Here is a 15,747-nt window from a genome sequence, read left to right as displayed (position 1 = left end):
TCGTCTGCGTACAGTCACGTGCTATGAGACAGTCACTTTCAGAAACGATCGACCGTCGCACCGCCGCCCTCGCCTGGGCCGGGCTCGCGCTCACCGTCCTCGCCGCGGCGTACCCGGTCGTCGACCGCGCGACCACCGGCCTGCTCGCGGACCACGTCCGTGCCGGCTACCCCGCGTATGGGACCGCGGAGGTGGACGCCGCGGTCACCGCGTACGTCGCGATCCTGGCCGTCGTCGGCGTCCTCGGGGTGGTCGGCTGGCTCCTGACGCTGCGTGCGGCACGCACCGACGCCCGCTGGGGCCGTTGGCTCGCGGCCGGGCTCCTCGTCGCGGGAGCAGGGGTCGCGCTCGCCGGGCTCACGGTTGTCGACACGTCCGGGGACGTCGGCCTCGCGCCCGCGCTCGCCTGGCTCCTCGTGCTCCCGTGCCTGCCCGGCCTCGCCGTCGTCGCCCTCCTGTGGAGGCGACCGTCGTGACGCCGGCCCGCCGCGGCCCGGCCCGGGCCCCCGCCGCGCTCGGCGCGCTCAAGCGCGCGCTGTACCGCGACGGGCGGCCCGGGCGGGTCGCCCGCCTGTGGAACCGCGTCGACGCCGCCCTGTACGCCGCAGGCGTCGGGGTCCCTCGCCAGGCGGCGACGCTCGAGGTCGTGGGCCGGGTCTCCGGCCGCCCCGTCACCACGCCCGTCGCCGTCGCGGACGTCGACGGCGTCGACCACCTCGTCTCGATGCTCGGCCCGCGCGCGGGCTGGGTCCGCAACGTCGAGGCGTCCGGCGGCCGGGCCGTGCTGCACCGACGCGGCCGCGCGACCCCCGTGCGCCTGGAGCCCGTCCCCGTCGCCGCACGACCTCCCGTGCTCCGCCGCTACGCGGCCGTCGCGCCCGGTGCGCGCCCGCACCTCGGCGTCGGGAAGTCGCCCACGCCCGCCGAGCTCGCGCGCATCGCGCCCGACCACCCCGTGTTCCGCGTCGTGCCGGACCCGGAAAAGGGGCCCACCACCGGCGTCGCGCGTGGCAGGGTGGGCCGATGACGACGGTCAGGCAGGTCCAGGTCACGTTCGACTGCGCGCAGCCCGAGCGCGTCGCCCGGTTCTGGTGCGAGGTGCTGGGCTACGTCCCGCCCTCGCCGCCCGAGGGGTTCGCCACGTGGGACGACGCGAACGCCGCGCTGCCGCCCGAGCAGCGGGACGCGTGGTTCGCGTGCAGCGACCCCACGGGCGTCGGCCCGCGGCTGTTCTTCCAGCGCGTCCCCGAGGGCAAGGTCGTGAAGAACCGCGTGCACCTCGACGTCCGGGTGGGCACGGGCCTCGCGGGTGCCGAGCGCCTCGCGGCGCTCGAGGCGGAGCGCGACCGGCTCCTGGCGCTCGGCGCGACGTGCGTGCGCGTCATGCTCGCCGACGAGGAGAACGAGTCGTGCATCGTCATGCAGGACGTCGAGGGCAACGAGTTCTGCCTCGACTGACCGTCGGCGCGCCCGCGGTCAGCCCTCGGCGGCGACGCCCCGCTCCGCGGCGGCCCGGCGCATGAAGGGCGCGAAGATCGAGGCCACCGCCGCCGCGGCTCGGTCGGAGTCCTTCTCCGCGATCGCCTCGACCAGCTCGTGGTGTCGCCGGTGCGCCGCGGCCTCGTCGTCGGTCTCGTCGTCGCGCATGTGGATCGCGAACACGTCGAGCATGCTCGAGTAGAGCGTCACGTACAGCGGGTTGTGCGTCGCCACGACGATCGCGCGGTGCAGGTCGAGGTCCGCGGCGGCGCGCGCGTCGAGGTCGCCGGTCGGCCACGTCGCCTCCCGCCGGTCGCGCAGGTCCCGGAGCGCGGTGACGTCGTCGTCCGACCGGCTCGCGGCGGCCAACGACGCCGCGGTGCTGTCGAGGGCGAGGCGCAGCTCGAGGTAGTGCCGACGGCTGCCGCCGGCGAGCTGGCGCTCGAGCGTGCCCGTGAGCTCGGAGCGGGAGATGACGAACGTGCCGCGCCCCTGCTCGCGGCGCAGCAGGCCGGCGTGCACGAGCGACTGGAGCGCCTCACGGACGGTGTTGCGCCCGATGCCGAACTCCGCGACGAGCGCGGGCTCGGTCGGGATGCGCTCGCCGACCGGCCAGCGCCCGGACACCACCTCCTCGCGGAAGCGCGCCGCCGCCTGGTCGATGAGCCCTACTCGACGCATGGGCTGCCGTGTGACAGACTCCTCGCGATTCATCCCATGATCCCATGATCGGCCGACCGGACATCGGAGTCTAGCGTGGCGACCCTCACCCCCTCGCGCGCCCCCGCACGGCGCGGTCACCAGCTCGCGTGGGCCGGGCTCGCGGTCGCCCTCACGGCGCTCAACCTGCGCACGGCCGTCACCGGCTTCACCCCGCTCCTGGAGACCATCGGGGCCGACCTCGGGTACGGGGTGACGGCCGCGGGCCTGCTCGGCACCGTGCCCGCGGTGTCGTTCGGCGCGTTCGGGTTCCTCGCCCCGCTCGTCACGCGACGGTTCGGCCTCGAGCGCACCGCCGCCGTCGCGCTCGGCCTGACCGCGCTCTCGCTCGTGCTGCGCGCGCTCTCCCCCACCACGACGGCGCTCGTCGCGTCGACCGTGGTCGCGCTCGCCGGGATCGGGGCGGCGAACGTCGTCATCGTGCCCCTGGTCAAGGCGTGGTTCCCCGACCGGATCGCCCTGTGGACGTCGCTCTACCTGATCCTCATGCAGACGGGCCAGTTCGTCGCCCCGCTCCTGGCGGTGCCCGTCGCCGACGCGACGACCTGGCGGGTCTCGGTCGGGGTCTGGGCCCTGCCCGCCGCGGTGGCGGCCGCCGTCTGGCTCGTGCTGGCCGCCCGGCTGCGCGCCGACCACCACGCCCCCGCGACCCCGACCGCCGCCGTCGCGCGCCTGCGGGTCGGCCGGTCGTCCACGGCGTGGGGTCTCGTGGTCCTGTTCGCGGCGATCTCGCTGTCCAACTACGGGATCATCACGTGGGTCCCCGCCGTGCTCACCGACGCCGGGGGCAGCACGGCCCTGGGCGGCACGATGGTCGCGCTCTACTCGGCCTGGGGCATGGCGGCCGCCCTCGTCGTGCCGCACCTGGCCACCCGCCTGCGGAACCCGTTCGTCGTGGTGGTCGTGTGCGCGGTCGTCCTCGTCGCCGGCTACGTGGGGCTGCTCGTGTCCCCGCTCGGCGGGACGGTGCTGTGGATGTGCGCGCTCGGCGTCGGGGTGAGCACCTTCCCGCTCTGCATGACCCTCATCAACCGGCGGACCAGGACGCCGCAGTCCGCGTCCGCCGTGTCGGGCTTCGTCCAGGGGATCGGCTACGGGCTCGCGTGCCTCGGCCCGATCGGCCTGGGCCTGCTGCGCGAGGCGACCGGCTCGTGGACGGTCCCGCTCCTCGCGCTCGCCGCCACCGCCGTCCCGGGAGTGATCGGCGGCTGGTTCGCGTGCCGCCCCCGCTTCGTGGAGGACGCCGCGCCACCGGCGCCCGAGCCCCGCACCGCCACCCCATGATCCCGTGGGGCCCCGTGCGCCTGCCCCGTGCCCCCTGACCCCGTGACGCCGCAGCACCTGCCGACGCAACGCCGTCGAACACGAGCTTCCTCGCCGCCGAGAACGGGGTTGGTGTCGTTATCGGGCGGATAACGACACCAACCCCGTGTTCGGCGGGATGCCTAGGTGAGCACGACGGCGGCGACGCCCGCCGCGACGGCCAGCGGCGCGAGGACGAGGCCCTGGCGCACCACGTGCCAGGGCGGCGGCGGCCCGTGCTCGAACGCGTGCCGGCGGTACTGCTGCCACCACAGCACGGTCGCGAGCGACGCCCACGGCGTGACGAGCGGCCCGGCGTCCACGGCGACGAGGAGCGTCGCGAGCCGGTCGACGCTCTCGCCCGCGGCGGGGAGCAGCGCGAGGAACGCGGGCAGGTTGTTGACGAGGTTCGCCGCGACGACGCCGGTCGCGGCGAGTCGCGCGAGGTCGCCGGGCCCGTCGCCGGTGCCCGCGACGGCCGCGAGGAGGTCGCCGAGACCGTGCGCGTGCCACGTCTCGACGAGCATGAAGAGCGCGGCGACGACGATCGCCGACCGCCACGGCAGCATGTCCCGAACCGGCACGAGAGGCCGCACGCGGCGCCACCACGTCGCGAGGCCGAGCACCGCGGCGCCGGCGAGCGCGGTCGGCGCGACCGGGAGCTCGACCGCGAACGCGACGGCGAGCAGCGCCACGACGGCCGCGGTGACGACCAGCAGGACCCGGTCGGGCGGCGTCGGTCCGGTGCCGGTGAGCACGAAGCGCCCGCGCAGGTGGCGCCCGTGCAGCGCGAGGAGCACGACGACCGTCACGCCGAGGACCGCGAGCGCCGGCGCCCCCATCGCCCCGACGTACCCGGCGCCGAACCGGTGCGCGGCGAGCAGGTTGGTGAGGTTCGAGACGGGCAGGAGCAGCGAGGCCGTGTTGGCGAGCGCGAGGACGGTGAGCGCCAGGGGCAGGGGCCGCGTGCCCGTGCGCCGCGCGAGGGCGAGCACGACGGGCGTCACGAGCACCGCCGTCGTGTCGAGCGAGAGCACGACGGTGCTCGCGGTCGCGAGGACGACGACGAGCGCCCACAGCGCGATCCGCCGCCCCCGGGCGAGGCGCGCCGCGCGCTCCGCGACGGCGTCGAACAGGCCCGCCCCGGCGCACAGCTCGGCGACCACGGTGATGGCCAGGAGGAACACGAGCACCGGGCCGGTGCGGGCGAGCAGGTCGCGCGCGTCGGCGGCGGGGAGCAGTCCCGTCGCGGGGAGCGCGACGACGACGACCGCGGCGACGAGCCACGGCGGCACCCGGCGACGGGCGCCGGGCGCGCTCACGCCGCGCCGCCGCGCGGGACGGCGAGGCGAGCGGGGTGGAGACCTCGCGCGTCGGGACGGCGGGGGCGGAGCGGGATCACGTCGTGATCGTAGGGCGCCGGCGACGTCGTGACGGCCGCCCCGCGCACGCGCCGAGCGGGACCGCGTCCGGGTGCCGGGGGACGGTCAGCGGTCCCGGAGGGCGCGTTCGGGCGCGAGGTCCTGCGTGCCGAGCACGCGCGTCAGGGCGAGGCGGTCGGCGTCGACCGTGCCGGGCTCCGCGGTGTAGACCATGACGCGCAGGTCGTCGCCCTCGACGACCAGGGTGTCGCAGTCGAGCGTGATGCGGCCGACGTCGGGGTGCTCGATCTCCTTGCGGCGCGGCTGCTCGCCGCCGGGGTGGAGCCCGACGGTGTCCCACAGCCCGGCGAACCGGTCGCTCCGGGCGGCGAGGGCGCGCGCGATCCGCCGGGGCCGCGGGTCGGCGGGGTACCGCGCGGCGGTCAGGCGCAGGTCGGCGACGAGGCGGGCCTCGAGGTCGGCACGCTCCTGCGGGGTCGAGACGGCGCGCGTACCCGGGCCGACGAGGTGGCGCCACAGGGCGTTGCGCTCGATCCCGCGCCAGGTGGTCGTCGCCCCCATGAGCGCGTCGTAGGAGGCGTTCGCGACGAGCAGCGTCCACGTCGCGTCCCAGACCGCGACGGGCGTGTGGTCGAGCCGGTCGAGGAGCCGTTGCACGCTCGGCGTGATCCGCGCGGGCACGAGGTGGCCGCCCGGGGCGGCGTGGCCCGCGAGCCGGAACAGGAGCTCGCGCTCGCCGTCGGTCAGCCGGAGCGCGCGGGCGAGGGCCTCGACCACCTGGACGGACGGCGCCGTCGACCGGCCCTGCTCGAGCCGCGTCAGGTAGTCGACCGAGATGCCCGCGAGCCCCGCGAGCTCCTCCCGGCGCAGCCCTGCCGCGCGACGGTGCGGGCCGCGCGGCAGCCCGACGGCCTCCGGAGCGACGCGGTTGCGCCACTGCCGTACCGCCCGGCCCAGGTCCCACTCGTCCACCCGGCCAGTGTGGCCGCCCGCGGGGCTCGTGTCGTGGTACTGCCGGTCCTACGACGGACGGACGACTTCATCACGGCCGGAGGGCGCGCGAGCCTCGTGGCATGACCACGACACTCATCACCGGAGCGAACAAGGGTCTCGGCAAGGAGACCGCCCGCCGCCTCGTCGCCGCGGGCCACACCGTCTACGTGGGCGCGCGGGACGAGGCGCGCGGCCGCGCGGCCGCCGAGGAGGTCGGCGGCCGCTTCGTCCTGCTCGACGTGACCGACCAGGCCTCGGTCGACGCGGCGGTCCGCCGGATCGAGGCGGACGGCGGGCTCGACGTGCTCGTGAACAACGCCGGCGTGGAGGGCCGCCTGCCGGACAACGGCATCGTGCCCGCGGAGGACACCACGGCGGACGTCGTGCGCGAGGTCTTCGAGACGAACGTGCTCGGCGTCGTGCGCGTCACGCACGCCTTCCTGCCGCTGCTGCGGCGGTCCGCGGCGCCCGTGGTCGTCAACGTGTCGAGCGGCCTCGCGTCGCTGACGTGGCTGAGCGACCCGGAGAGCCACACGCACTTCTACCCCGGCGTCGCGTACCCGGCCTCGAAGGCGGCGGTCAACGTCGTCACGATCCAGCTCGCCAAGGCGTTCCCCGCGATGCGGGTCAACGCGGTCGAGCCCGGCTACACCCGGACCGACCTCAACGGCCGCACCGGCACCCAGACGGTCGAGGAGGGCGCGGAGATCATCGTCCGCATGGCGCAGGTCGGTCCCGACGGCCCGACCGGCACCTTCACCTCGGTGCACGGCCCGCTGCCCTGGTAGGGGCGGTCGGGCCGGGCCGCGGCGGTCAGGGCGTCGCGGGGGCGAGGGCCGGCGGGGCGGCGTCCGCCGCACGCTCGCGCAGGCGGGCGCGATAGCGCAGCGGGGACTCGCCCACGACCCGTTTGAACGCGGTGCTGAACGCACTCTCCGAGCCGTAGCCGAGCCGCTGCGCGAGCTCGCCCACGCGTGCGTCGTCCTCGCGCAGCGCCCGCCGGGCGAGGAGCATGCGCCACTGCGTGAGGTACGCGAGGGGAGGCATCCCCGCGACGTCCCGGAACCGCTCCGCGAACGAGGTGCGGGACATCGCGACCGCACGGGACAGCTCGTCGAGCCGCCACGCCCGCGCCGGCTCGGCGTGCATCCGGTCGAGCGCGGGGCGCAGCCGGTCGTCGGTGAGCAGGCGCAGGAGGCCCGGGGGGAGGTCGGGCCGCCCGGCGTAGGCCCGCAGGAGCCCGAGCAGCAGGAGCCGGGCGTGCTGGCGGATCGCGAACGCCGCGCCCGGCCGCGCCCCGCCGGCCTCGTCGAGCAGCCGGAGCAGCGTCTCGCGCAGCCCGTACGCGTCGGCGTCGTGCGCACGGACCACCGCGACGGGCGGGAACGACCCCGTGAGGAGGGTGCGGCCCGCCTCGTTGAGGCGGACGCACCCGCCGAGCAGCACGTCGTCGCCCGGGGCCCGGGTCGTGAACGGGGGCGACGCGAAGTCCGACTCGGGGCCCACCTCGGTGCGCGGCTCCTCGCCCGACTCGAGCTCGACCCAGGACCGGCCCACGAGGATCGCGACGTCGCCCGGGGCGAGCGCGACCGGTACGTCGACGCCGTCGGTGCGCAGGATCGCCGCGCCGTCGAGGAGCGCGAAGAACTTGATCGGGTCGCTGATCCGGCCCCGCGACCGCCAGGCGCCGCGCGCGACGACGCCACCGGTCAGGAGGCTGTCGACCTCGACGAGGTCGCACAGCTCGGTGAGGTGGTCGATGGTGCTCTCCGTACTCTCGCTCAAGAAATGCGGTCCGTCACGTATTCAGCGTACGGCCTCGGGGCGTGAGGCTGGAGTCGTTCATCACCACACCAGGAGGACCGCGATGGAATACCGCCCCCTCGGCCGCACCGGGATCCAGGTCAGCCCGTTCGCGCTCGGCGCCATGATGTTCGGCGCGCTCGGCAACCCCGACCACGAGGACTCGGTCAAGATCGTCCACCGGGCGCTCGACGCCGGGATCAACCTCGTCGACACCGCCGACGTCTACTCCGGCGGCGAGTCGGAGGAGATCGTCGGCAAGGCCCTCCAGGGCCGCCGCGACGACGTCGTGCTCGCCACCAAGGCCGGCCTCCCCGTCGGGCACGACCCGCGGGACCCGCAGGCGCGCCCGCGCCCCAACACCTCGGGCGCGTCCCGGCGCTACCTGACCCGGGCGCTCGAGGCCTCGCTGCGCCGGCTGCGCACCGACTACGTGGACGTCTTCCAGGTCCACCGGCCGGACCCGGGGACCGACCTCGAGGAGACCCTCGCGGTGCTCACCGACCTCCAGCGCGAGGGCAAGATCCGCGCGTTCGGCACCTCGTCGATGCCCGCGTCCGACATCGTCCGCGCGCAGTGGGTCGCCGAGCGCCGCGGGCTCGGGCGCCCGCGCACCGAGCAGCCGCCGTACAGCATCCTCGACCGCGGGATCGAGCGCGAGGTCCTCCCGGCCCTGCAGGAGTACGGGATGGGTGCGCTCGTGTGGTCGCCGATGGCGGGCGGGCTCCTCACGGGCCGCTACCGCAAGGGGCAGGCCGCCGGCACGCACCGGTCCCGGTTCGGGTTCCGGCACCTGTCCGACGAGGCCCGCCTCGCCGCGGTCGAGTCCCTCGTGGGCGTCGCCGACGAGGCCGGGATCGCGCTGCGGCACCTGGCGCTCGCGTTCGTCGTCGCGCACCCGGGCGTGTCGGCGGCGCTGATCGGCCCGCGCACCATGGAGCAGCTCGACGACCTGCTCGCCGGCGCCGAGACCGCGCTGAGCGACGACGTCCTCGACCGGATCGACGCGATCGTGCCGCCCGGGACGGACGTCGGGACGCTCGACCAGGCCTACCGGACCCCGGCCCTCACCGCGCCGGCGCTGCGCCGCCGGCCGGTGGCGGAGCGCCGGGCGGCCTGACCCCGCTCGGGGGGCGGTGCGCTCGCCGCCCCCGGGCGGGGCACCGCGGCCGGCGGGCGAGGCGTGGGTGGTCGGCGCGAGGATGGAGCATGCTGCTCGCCGAGGTCGCCGCCACGTCCGACGCCGTCGCCGCCACGCGCTCACGCCTCGCGAAGCGCGCGGCCATCGCCGACCTGCTGCGCCGCGTCGCGGACGACGCGCGGGACGCCGCGCGCGACGAGATCGAGATCGCCGTCGCGTACCTCGCGGGCGAGCTGCGCCAGCGGCGCACGGGGCTCGGGTGGCGCTCGCTGCGCGACCTGCCCTCCCCTGCGCAGGCTCCGAGCCTCACGCTGACCGACGTCGACGCCGCGTTCGCGCGCATGGCCGGGCTCTCGGGTCCCGGCTCGGCGACGGCCCGCCAGGCGGAGGCCGCGACGCTGTTCGGCGCCGCGACCGCGCGCGAGCAGGCCCTCCTCGCGGGACTCGTCTCGGGCGAGCTGCGCCAGGGCGCCCTCGACTCCGTCGTGGTCGACGCCGTCGCCGAGGCCGCGGGGGTCCCCGCGGACGCGGTGCGCCGCGCCGTCATGCTCGCGGGTGCGACGGGACCGGTCGCACGCGCCGCGCTCACCGCCGCGAGCCCCGAGGCCGCGCTCGACGCGCTCGCGACGTTCCGCCTGACCGTCGGCCGCCCCGTGCGGCCGATGCTCGCGCAGTCCGCGCCGGACGTCGCCGCCGCGCTCGACAAGCTCGGCGCCGCTCCCCCGCCCGGCGGTGACGAGGCCGCCGGGGCCGGGGACGCGCCGTCGGGCACCCCGGTGGCGGTCGACGTCAAGCTCGACGGCATCCGCGTCCAGGTGCACCGCGACGGCGACGACGTGCGCGTCTTCACGCGCTCGCTCGACGACGTCACCGAGCGCGTCCCGGAGATCGTCGCCGCCGTGCGCGACCTCGGGCCCCGCACGCTCGTGCTCGACGGCGAGGCGCTCGTCGTCGGACCCGACGGCGTCCCGCGCCCGTTCCAGGAGACCGCCGCGCGCTCGGCGACCCAGGGCGAGCGCAGCGCCGCGCAGGAGGCGGAGCTCGCGGCGGCGCTCGAGCTGTCCCCGTTCTTCTTCGACGTGCTGCACGTGGACGGCCGCGACCTGCTCGACGAGCCCTTGCGCGACCGGCTCGCCGTGCTCGACGACGTCGCCGGGCGCCACGCCGTCCGCCGCCTCGTCACGGGCGACCCGGACGCCGCGACGACGTTCTTCGAGAGCGCGGTCGCGGAGGGCCAGGAGGGTGTGGTCGTGAAGTCGCTCGACGCGCCCTACGCGGCCGGGCGGCGCGGCGCGGGCTGGGTCAAGGTCAAGCCGCGGCACACGCTCGACCTCGTGGTGCTCGCCGTCGAGCAGGGCTCGGGCCGACGCAGCGGGTGGCTGTCGAACATCTGGCTCGGCGCGCGCGACCCCGACGGCGGGTTCGTCATGCTCGGCAAGACGTTCAAGGGCATGACGGACGAGATGCTCCAGTGGCAGACCCGCCGGTTCCGCGAGCTGCAGACGTCGGACGACGGGTACGTCGTGCACGTGCGCCCCGAGCAGGTCGTCGAGATCGCGTTCGACGGCCTCCAGCGCTCCACGCGCTACCCGGGCGGCCTCGCACTGCGGTTCGCGCGCGTCGTCCGCTACCGCGACGACAAGACCGCCGCCGAGGCCGACACGATCGAGACCGTCCGGGCGCTCGCCACCTGACGAGGGCCCGGACGCGCGCGTGCCCGCGTCGCGGCACGAGGCCACGACGCGGGCACGCGTCCGGTCGGGTCAGCAGGTCGGGATCGTCACCGTCTGCTCGACCGTCTGCTCGCCGTCCTCGCCCGTCGCGGTCACGGTGACCACGAGGTCGCCCGTCGCCGTCCTGGCCGCGAACGACTGGTACGCGTTCGCACCCGGCGCGACCGCGGCGAACGACTTCGACCCGAGCGCGCTCGCGAGCTGCACGTCCACCGGCCCGTCGGACGTGTTGGTCGCCCGGACCGCGACGTACGGCTTCCCGGCGAGGCAGCGCGGGCTGACCTCGACCGTGACGAGCTCGACGTCGCCCGGCGCCTCCAGGGCGTCGATCGCGCCCTGGAGCGCGAGGCGTGCGTCGCGCAGCGCCTCGTCGGACGCCGACGCGTCGTCGCGCGTCGCGGTCGCCGCCGCGAGCGCGTCGCGGAACGCCTGCCACGACTCGGGGCTGTACCCCTCGTCGGTCAGGGCCTCGGCGCTCGTCACGAGGTTCTCGAGACGACGCCGCTCGGCGGGCACGAGCTGGTCGGTCGCGAGCGCGAGGCGTCGCGCCCGCTCGTCGACCTGCGCCTGGCTGGCGCCGGTGGCGGCGAGCAGCGAGCGCGCCGCGGCGAGCTCGCGCGAGAACACGCGCGCGTCGATCCACACGTACCGCTCGACCTCGGCCTCGAACGCGGCGGCCTCGTCCACGAGGCCCGCGAGCGCGGCGGTGTCCGCGGGCGGGACCTCCGTCTCGTAGGCGTCCGTGAAGAAGGTCATGCTGTCGAGGTTCGCGACGTACGGGTGGTTGGCGTACGCCTCGGTGGACAGGCGCACGAACACCTCGTGCGTGCCGCGCACCGGGGTCGGCAGGTCGACCGTGGCGACGCCGTCCTCGGTCCAGTTCGGGCCCGTCGTCGGCAGCGGCACCGTGACGAACGGCTCGCCCGGGTCGGCCGGGTCGAACTCGTCGAGGTACACCGACAGCGCCGAGTTGTTCCCGGACCGGTTCGAGTTGTGCACGTAGTGGACCGAGAGCTGGTCGAGCGAGCCCGAGCCGAGGTCGATCTCGCCGTACGCGAGCCAGTCCCCGTCCGCGGTGCCGCCGACGTTCGTCACCGGACCGGTCGACCACGTCGACGACTCGTTCTTCAGCCCGCCGCCCGAGTTCTCGGTCCAGGCCTCCGACTCGACGACGACCCTGCTCGGTCCGCCCGGGGCGAACGTCATGCTGTCGAGGTTCGCCACGTACGGGTGGTTGGCGTACGCCTCGGTGGACAGCCGGACGAACACCTCGTGCGTGCCCTGCACCGTCTCCGGCAGGACGATCGTGGCGACGCCGTCCTCGGTCCAGTTCGGGCCCGTCGTGGGCAGCGGCACGGTCGCGAACGGCTCGCCCGGGTCCGCCGGGTCGAACTCGTCGAGGTACACCGACAGCGCCGAGTTGTTCCCGGACCGGCCCGAGTTGTGCACGTAGTGCACGGAGAGCTCGCCGAGCGGCACGTCGCCGAGGTCGACCTCCCCGTACGCGAGCCAGTCGCCGTCCGCGGTGCCACCGACGTTCTTCACCGGACCGGTCGACCACGTGGAGGACTCGTTCTTGAGCCCGCCGCCCGAGTTCTCGGTCCAGTCCTCGGCCTCGATCGTCACCGACTGCGGTGCGCCGGGGGTCGTCGCCGGGTCCTCGGCGTCGAACCGGAACCAGTCGAAGTTGCCGACCCAGCTGCGCCCGGACGGCGCGAGGAGCTCGAACGTCACGACCTTCGCGTCGACGAGCGCCTGGACGTCTCCGAGCGGGACCGTCACCTCGGTGTACTTGCCCCAGCCGCTCGTACCCGTCAGGTCGACGGTCGCGACCACGGGGCCGTCGATCTCGCCCGCGTGCACGCGCACGGTGCTGGGCGTGTCCGTCGGGGCGAAGCTCGTGTCGTACCGGACGGTGAGGAAGCGCGGCTGCGCCGGTCCCGCGGCGGTCTCGAACGTCATGTCGCGGTACTGGACCCACGACCCGGAGCGGACGCCGCCGAGGTTCCCGGACGAGTTGTTTGCCTCGTTCTTCAGCTCGCCGCCGGACCACGCCTCCGACTTCTCGGCCTCGAGCGTGCGGAACCCGCCGCCCGTGAGGTCGAGCGCGTCGATCGCGGCACCGAGCCGGTCCGCGGCGTACCGCAGCGCGACGCTCGTCGCCGCCTCGTCCGCGAGGAGCTCCTGCGCGGTGGACAGCGCGGTGGAGAACCGGTCGAACGTCACGGACGAGTAGTTCCCGTGGCGCACGAGCACCGCGTCGTCGACGAGCTCGGCCAGCGCGTCGCGCTCGGCGGCCGCGACGGACAGGCGCAGCGGCGAGAGCACCGACACACCCTGCCCGCGCAGGGACGCCGCGGCGACGCCGTCGGCGAGGGCCTCGTCACGCAGGTGGACGAAGAACCGCGCGTCGGCGAACGCCGTCCCTGTGAGCGTGACGGTCAGCGCGGTCGGCGACGCGACCGTCACGGCCGCGGTGACGCCGTCGGGCAGCCCGACGACGCTCGCCGCGCCGCTCGCGACGAGGTCCGTGCCGGCGTCCGCGGTGAACCGCGCGCCGTCGAGCGTGAGCGTGACCGCCGCGTCGAGCGCGCCGCCCTCGCCCGTCTCGACCGTGCTCGGGTCGGCGCTCACGCGCGGGCCCTGCGCCGGCTCGTCGGACGCGGTGCTCATCGAGAACGCGGGCTCGGTGCCCGTGCCCCAGTCGCTGGGCTCGGTGCCCATCCGGAACGCGAGGTCGGCGCCCCCGATCACGGTCCGGTAGTCGACCCACGTGTTGCCGAAGTCCGCGCCGTCGAGCGTCGCGGACTGGACGTAGAACGCGTCCTCGGAGACGCCGTCGGCCGTCACCGTGAAGGCGTTGCCGTCGTCGTAGGTGATCGTCGTGGCGTCGAAGAACGGCGAGCCGATCTGGAACTGCGACGAGCCGGCGGTCACCGGGAAGAGCCCGACGGCCGCGGCGACGAACATCGTCGACATGGTGCCGGCGTCGTTGTCCATCGTGGGGAGCATGCCGCGCGGGTCGAGGCGGTAGACCTTCGTCTTCACGGGCGGCGTGAACTCGCCCCCGCCGCTCGGGACCGCGCTGGAGGAGCCGGTCGCGATGTACCGGTTCCAGGTCTCCTTCGTGTAGATCGCGCGCGTCCACTTCTGCGTCAGGCTCGGCTCGCCCGTGTAGTTGAAGAGGTACGGCGCCTGCAGGTCGATCTCGTTCGCGTTCGAGTGCAGCATGGCCTTGCCGTCGTCCGGCGCGTGCTCGCCGAACATGTGGCGCATCGCGAGCCGCGCGGCCTCGGGGCCGCCCATCGCCTCGACGAGCGCGTCCATGTCGTACGCGTCGTACCAGTGGTACTGCCACAGCGTGCCCTGGTACAGGCTCGCCGCCTCGAACTTCTCGTAGTCCGCGCTCTGCCACGAGCCGTCCGCGGCCCGCGGGGTGAGGAGCCCGACGGGCGTGCCGTCGGGGGCGGTCCACGCACCCGGCTTCGTGAGCTTCTCGATCGGCCACGACGCCTGCTCGCGCATCGTCTCCGCCTCGTCCGTCAGGCCGATCGCGTCCGCGACGACCGACAGGCCGTACTGGTCGTAGCCGCGCTGCACCGACGCGCCGGGGTTGCCGGCGACGTAGCCGCGCTCGAGCTCCGCCTCGCTGTACTGCCCGACGAGCCGCTCGAGCGCCGGGTACGCCTCGTCGAGGCGGTCGAAGCCCTCGAAGCCCTTCGCGATCGCGTCGGCGACGACGACGGACGAGCGCTCCCAGCGCACCGTCGGCACCGAGTGCACGAACCCGCCGAGGCCGCTGCCCGTGCCGGTCGCCTCGGCGTCGGCGAACAGGTAGACGAGCGACTGCACCATGTCGCGGTACAGCGCCGGGTCGATGTAGGCGATGACGGAGAACTTGCGGAAGTCGTCCCACGTGGCCCACGAGTCGTAGTACGTGAAGCCCTGCGCGGTGTGCACCGCGCCGTCCACGCCGCGGTACGTGCCGGACGTGCTCGTCGCGTTCATCGGCATCGCGAACATCCGGTACAGGTGCGTGTAGAAGAGCTTCTGCAGCTCGCCCGTCGGGTCGGTCGCGGTCGACGCGTCGATCGCGACGCGCCCCAGCGTCGCGTTCCACTCGGCGCGCGTGCGGTCACGGACCTCGTCGAACGACAGGTCGCCGAGCTCGACCTGCTGGTCGGTCCGCGCCTGCTCGACGCTCACCGGCGACAGCGTGACCTGGAGCCCGACCTCGCCCGCGTCGGACGGGTCGAACGTGAGGATCGCGCCGGTGTCGCGGCCGTCCTGCGACGTCGCGTCGACCAGCTTGTCGTCGTCGCCCCACGTCGTGACCCCCGCGACGGGCTGGAGCGTGCGCGCGTAGTAGTACAGCGTGTACGACGCGTTGTAGAAGTAGCCGGTGACGTGGCCGCTCAGCGCGGCGGTGCCGTCGTCGAGCGTCTCGACCTCGACGGACGACGTGGTGCGGCTCGTGTTGTTGGTCTCGAGGTCCACGACGAGGCTGGGCGTGACGCCCTCGGGGAACGCGTAGCGGTGGACACCGGAGCGCGTCGTCGCCGCGACCTCGGCCTCGATGGTCCCGGGCGCGGTGGTGATCGCGCCGTCCGTGCCCGCGACGTTCCCGAGCCCGACCGAGTAGTAGCCCGGGCCGGCCTCCTCGTCGTCGTGCGAGAACGGGTGCGCGTACGTGCCGGTGCCGGGCCGGGCGGTGTACGTGCCCGACGTCGGGACCACGAGGATGTCGCCGCCGCCCCCCGAGCCGCCGACGCCGTCGAGGTTGGTGTGCGTGAAGCCGGAGATCTTCGACTGTGCGTAGTCGTAGCCGGTGTTGTTGCGGCCCGGCGTGGTGCGCGGGTTGACCTTGGCGAGGCCGTTCGGCGCCTGGGCCGCGGGCATGTCGTTGCCGAAGTCGCCCTCGGTGCCGACGAAGACGTCGACGAGCGACGCGAGGTCGTCCGTCGTGGCGGTCGTGGCGGGGGCTGCCGAGGCCGTGCCGGGAAGCACACCGACGGCGAGCGTCGCGGCGAGCGCGCCGGCGACGGCGCTGCTCAGCAGGCCGGGCCGACGACGGAGGGGTGCGGGGTGGTCCCCACGGGATCTGACAGCGCTGTCAAGACGCGCGGCGGGTGTTCTGGCCACGTGGACTCTCCTTGGGGGGTCGTGCCGAGGCTGCTTCGCCTCGAAAGCACAC

General features: G+C 75.1%; 12 protein-coding genes. 7 read left to right on the top strand and 5 right to left on the bottom strand.

Features of this window, described 5'->3' with window-relative positions; all coding sequences use genetic code 11:
* Positions 1 to 23 precede the first annotated feature (23 nt).
* The 3 genes from GJV82_RS02805 to GJV82_RS02795 are packed head-to-tail and all read left to right on the top strand — an operon-like array spanning position 24 to position 1,458.
* Positions 24 to 476, top strand: a complete 453-nt coding sequence (locus GJV82_RS02805; RefSeq protein ID WP_024840946.1) for a hypothetical protein — start codon at positions 24 to 26, stop codon at positions 474 to 476.
* On the top strand, positions 473 to 1,027 hold the full coding sequence (locus GJV82_RS02800; protein ID WP_318657210.1) for a nitroreductase/quinone reductase family protein: 555 nt from the start codon (positions 473 to 475) through the stop codon (positions 1,025 to 1,027). Before GJV82_RS02805 ends, GJV82_RS02800 begins: the two co-directional genes overlap by 4 nt.
* Positions 1,024 to 1,458 (top strand): VOC family protein, encoded by a 435-nt coding sequence (locus GJV82_RS02795; protein ID WP_024840944.1) that lies wholly within the window; start codon positions 1,024 to 1,026, stop codon positions 1,456 to 1,458. Before GJV82_RS02800 ends, GJV82_RS02795 begins: the two co-directional genes overlap by 4 nt.
* 18 nt (positions 1,459 to 1,476) lie before the next feature.
* Here GJV82_RS02795 and GJV82_RS02790 read toward each other — a convergent pair whose 3' ends face one another.
* The gene (locus GJV82_RS02790; protein ID WP_225873028.1) at positions 1,477 to 2,160 is read right to left on the bottom strand and encodes a FadR/GntR family transcriptional regulator; all 684 of its coding nucleotides are present in this window, start codon (positions 2,158 to 2,160) and stop codon (positions 1,477 to 1,479) included.
* Between the two features lie 75 nt (positions 2,161 to 2,235).
* Between GJV82_RS02790 and GJV82_RS02785 the strand changes: the two genes are divergently transcribed.
* The gene (locus GJV82_RS02785) at positions 2,236 to 3,483 is read left to right on the top strand and encodes an MFS transporter (RefSeq protein WP_155098167.1); all 1,248 of its coding nucleotides are present in this window, start codon (positions 2,236 to 2,238) and stop codon (positions 3,481 to 3,483) included.
* Between the two features lie 161 nt (positions 3,484 to 3,644).
* Here GJV82_RS02785 and GJV82_RS02780 read toward each other — a convergent pair whose 3' ends face one another.
* Together GJV82_RS02780 and GJV82_RS02775 are read right to left on the bottom strand one after the other, a co-directional pair.
* On the bottom strand, positions 3,645 to 4,823 hold the full coding sequence (locus GJV82_RS02780) for an SLC13 family permease (protein ID WP_318657209.1): 1,179 nt from the start codon (positions 4,821 to 4,823) through the stop codon (positions 3,645 to 3,647).
* A gap of 165 nt (positions 4,824 to 4,988) precedes the next feature.
* The gene (locus GJV82_RS02775; protein WP_318657208.1) at positions 4,989 to 5,855 is read right to left on the bottom strand and encodes a helix-turn-helix transcriptional regulator; all 867 of its coding nucleotides are present in this window, start codon (positions 5,853 to 5,855) and stop codon (positions 4,989 to 4,991) included.
* Between the two features lie 101 nt (positions 5,856 to 5,956).
* Between GJV82_RS02775 and GJV82_RS02770 the strand changes: the two genes are divergently transcribed.
* Positions 5,957 to 6,664, top strand: a complete 708-nt coding sequence (locus GJV82_RS02770) for an SDR family NAD(P)-dependent oxidoreductase (RefSeq protein ID WP_024840939.1) — start codon at positions 5,957 to 5,959, stop codon at positions 6,662 to 6,664.
* Positions 6,665 to 6,689: 25 nt separating this feature from the next.
* Here GJV82_RS02770 and GJV82_RS02765 read toward each other — a convergent pair whose 3' ends face one another.
* Positions 6,690 to 7,661: an AraC family transcriptional regulator gene (locus GJV82_RS02765; RefSeq protein WP_155098166.1), complete on the bottom strand. Its 972-nt coding sequence runs from the start codon at positions 7,659 to 7,661 to the stop codon at positions 6,690 to 6,692.
* Between the two features lie 82 nt (positions 7,662 to 7,743).
* Between GJV82_RS02765 and GJV82_RS02760 the strand changes: the two genes are divergently transcribed.
* Both GJV82_RS02760 and GJV82_RS02755 read left to right on the top strand, forming a co-directional pair.
* Positions 7,744 to 8,799, top strand: coding sequence for an aldo/keto reductase (locus tag GJV82_RS02760; RefSeq protein WP_115941479.1), 1,056 nt, complete (start codon positions 7,744 to 7,746; stop codon positions 8,797 to 8,799).
* Positions 8,800 to 8,888: 89 nt separating this feature from the next.
* Complete coding sequence (locus GJV82_RS02755) at positions 8,889 to 10,514, top strand: ATP-dependent DNA ligase (protein ID WP_155098165.1); 1,626 nt, start codon at positions 8,889 to 8,891, stop codon at positions 10,512 to 10,514.
* 69 nt (positions 10,515 to 10,583) lie between these two features.
* Here GJV82_RS02755 and GJV82_RS02750 read toward each other — a convergent pair whose 3' ends face one another.
* Positions 10,584 to 15,695 (bottom strand): glycoside hydrolase domain-containing protein, encoded by a 5,112-nt coding sequence (locus tag GJV82_RS02750; protein ID WP_155098164.1) that lies wholly within the window; start codon positions 15,693 to 15,695, stop codon positions 10,584 to 10,586.
* Positions 15,696 to 15,747: the final 52 nt, after the last annotated feature.

Source organism: Cellulosimicrobium composti (assembly GCF_009711085.1).
GTDB lineage: Bacteria > Actinomycetota > Actinomycetes > Actinomycetales > Cellulomonadaceae > Cellulosimicrobium > Cellulosimicrobium composti.
This window is presented reverse-complemented; position numbering and strand designations above follow the sequence as displayed.

What these genes read in the sequence shown, in the direction of transcription:
- GJV82_RS02805 (WP_024840946.1), top strand. Translation starts at nt 24, where the DNA reads ATGAGACAGTCACTTTCAGAAACGATCGACCGTCGCACCGCCGCCCTC.
- GJV82_RS02795 (WP_024840944.1), top strand. Translation starts at nt 1,024, where the DNA reads ATGACGACGGTCAGGCAGGTCCAGGTCACGTTCGACTGCGCGCAGCCC.
- GJV82_RS02790 (WP_225873028.1), bottom strand. Translation starts at nt 2,160, where the DNA reads ATGCGTCGAGTAGGGCTCATCGACCAGGCGGCGGCGCGCTTCCGCGAG.
- GJV82_RS02770 (WP_024840939.1), top strand. Translation starts at nt 5,957, where the DNA reads ATGACCACGACACTCATCACCGGAGCGAACAAGGGTCTCGGCAAGGAG.
- GJV82_RS02760 (WP_115941479.1), top strand. Translation starts at nt 7,744, where the DNA reads ATGGAATACCGCCCCCTCGGCCGCACCGGGATCCAGGTCAGCCCGTTC.
- GJV82_RS02755 (WP_155098165.1), top strand. Translation starts at nt 8,889, where the DNA reads ATGCTGCTCGCCGAGGTCGCCGCCACGTCCGACGCCGTCGCCGCCACG.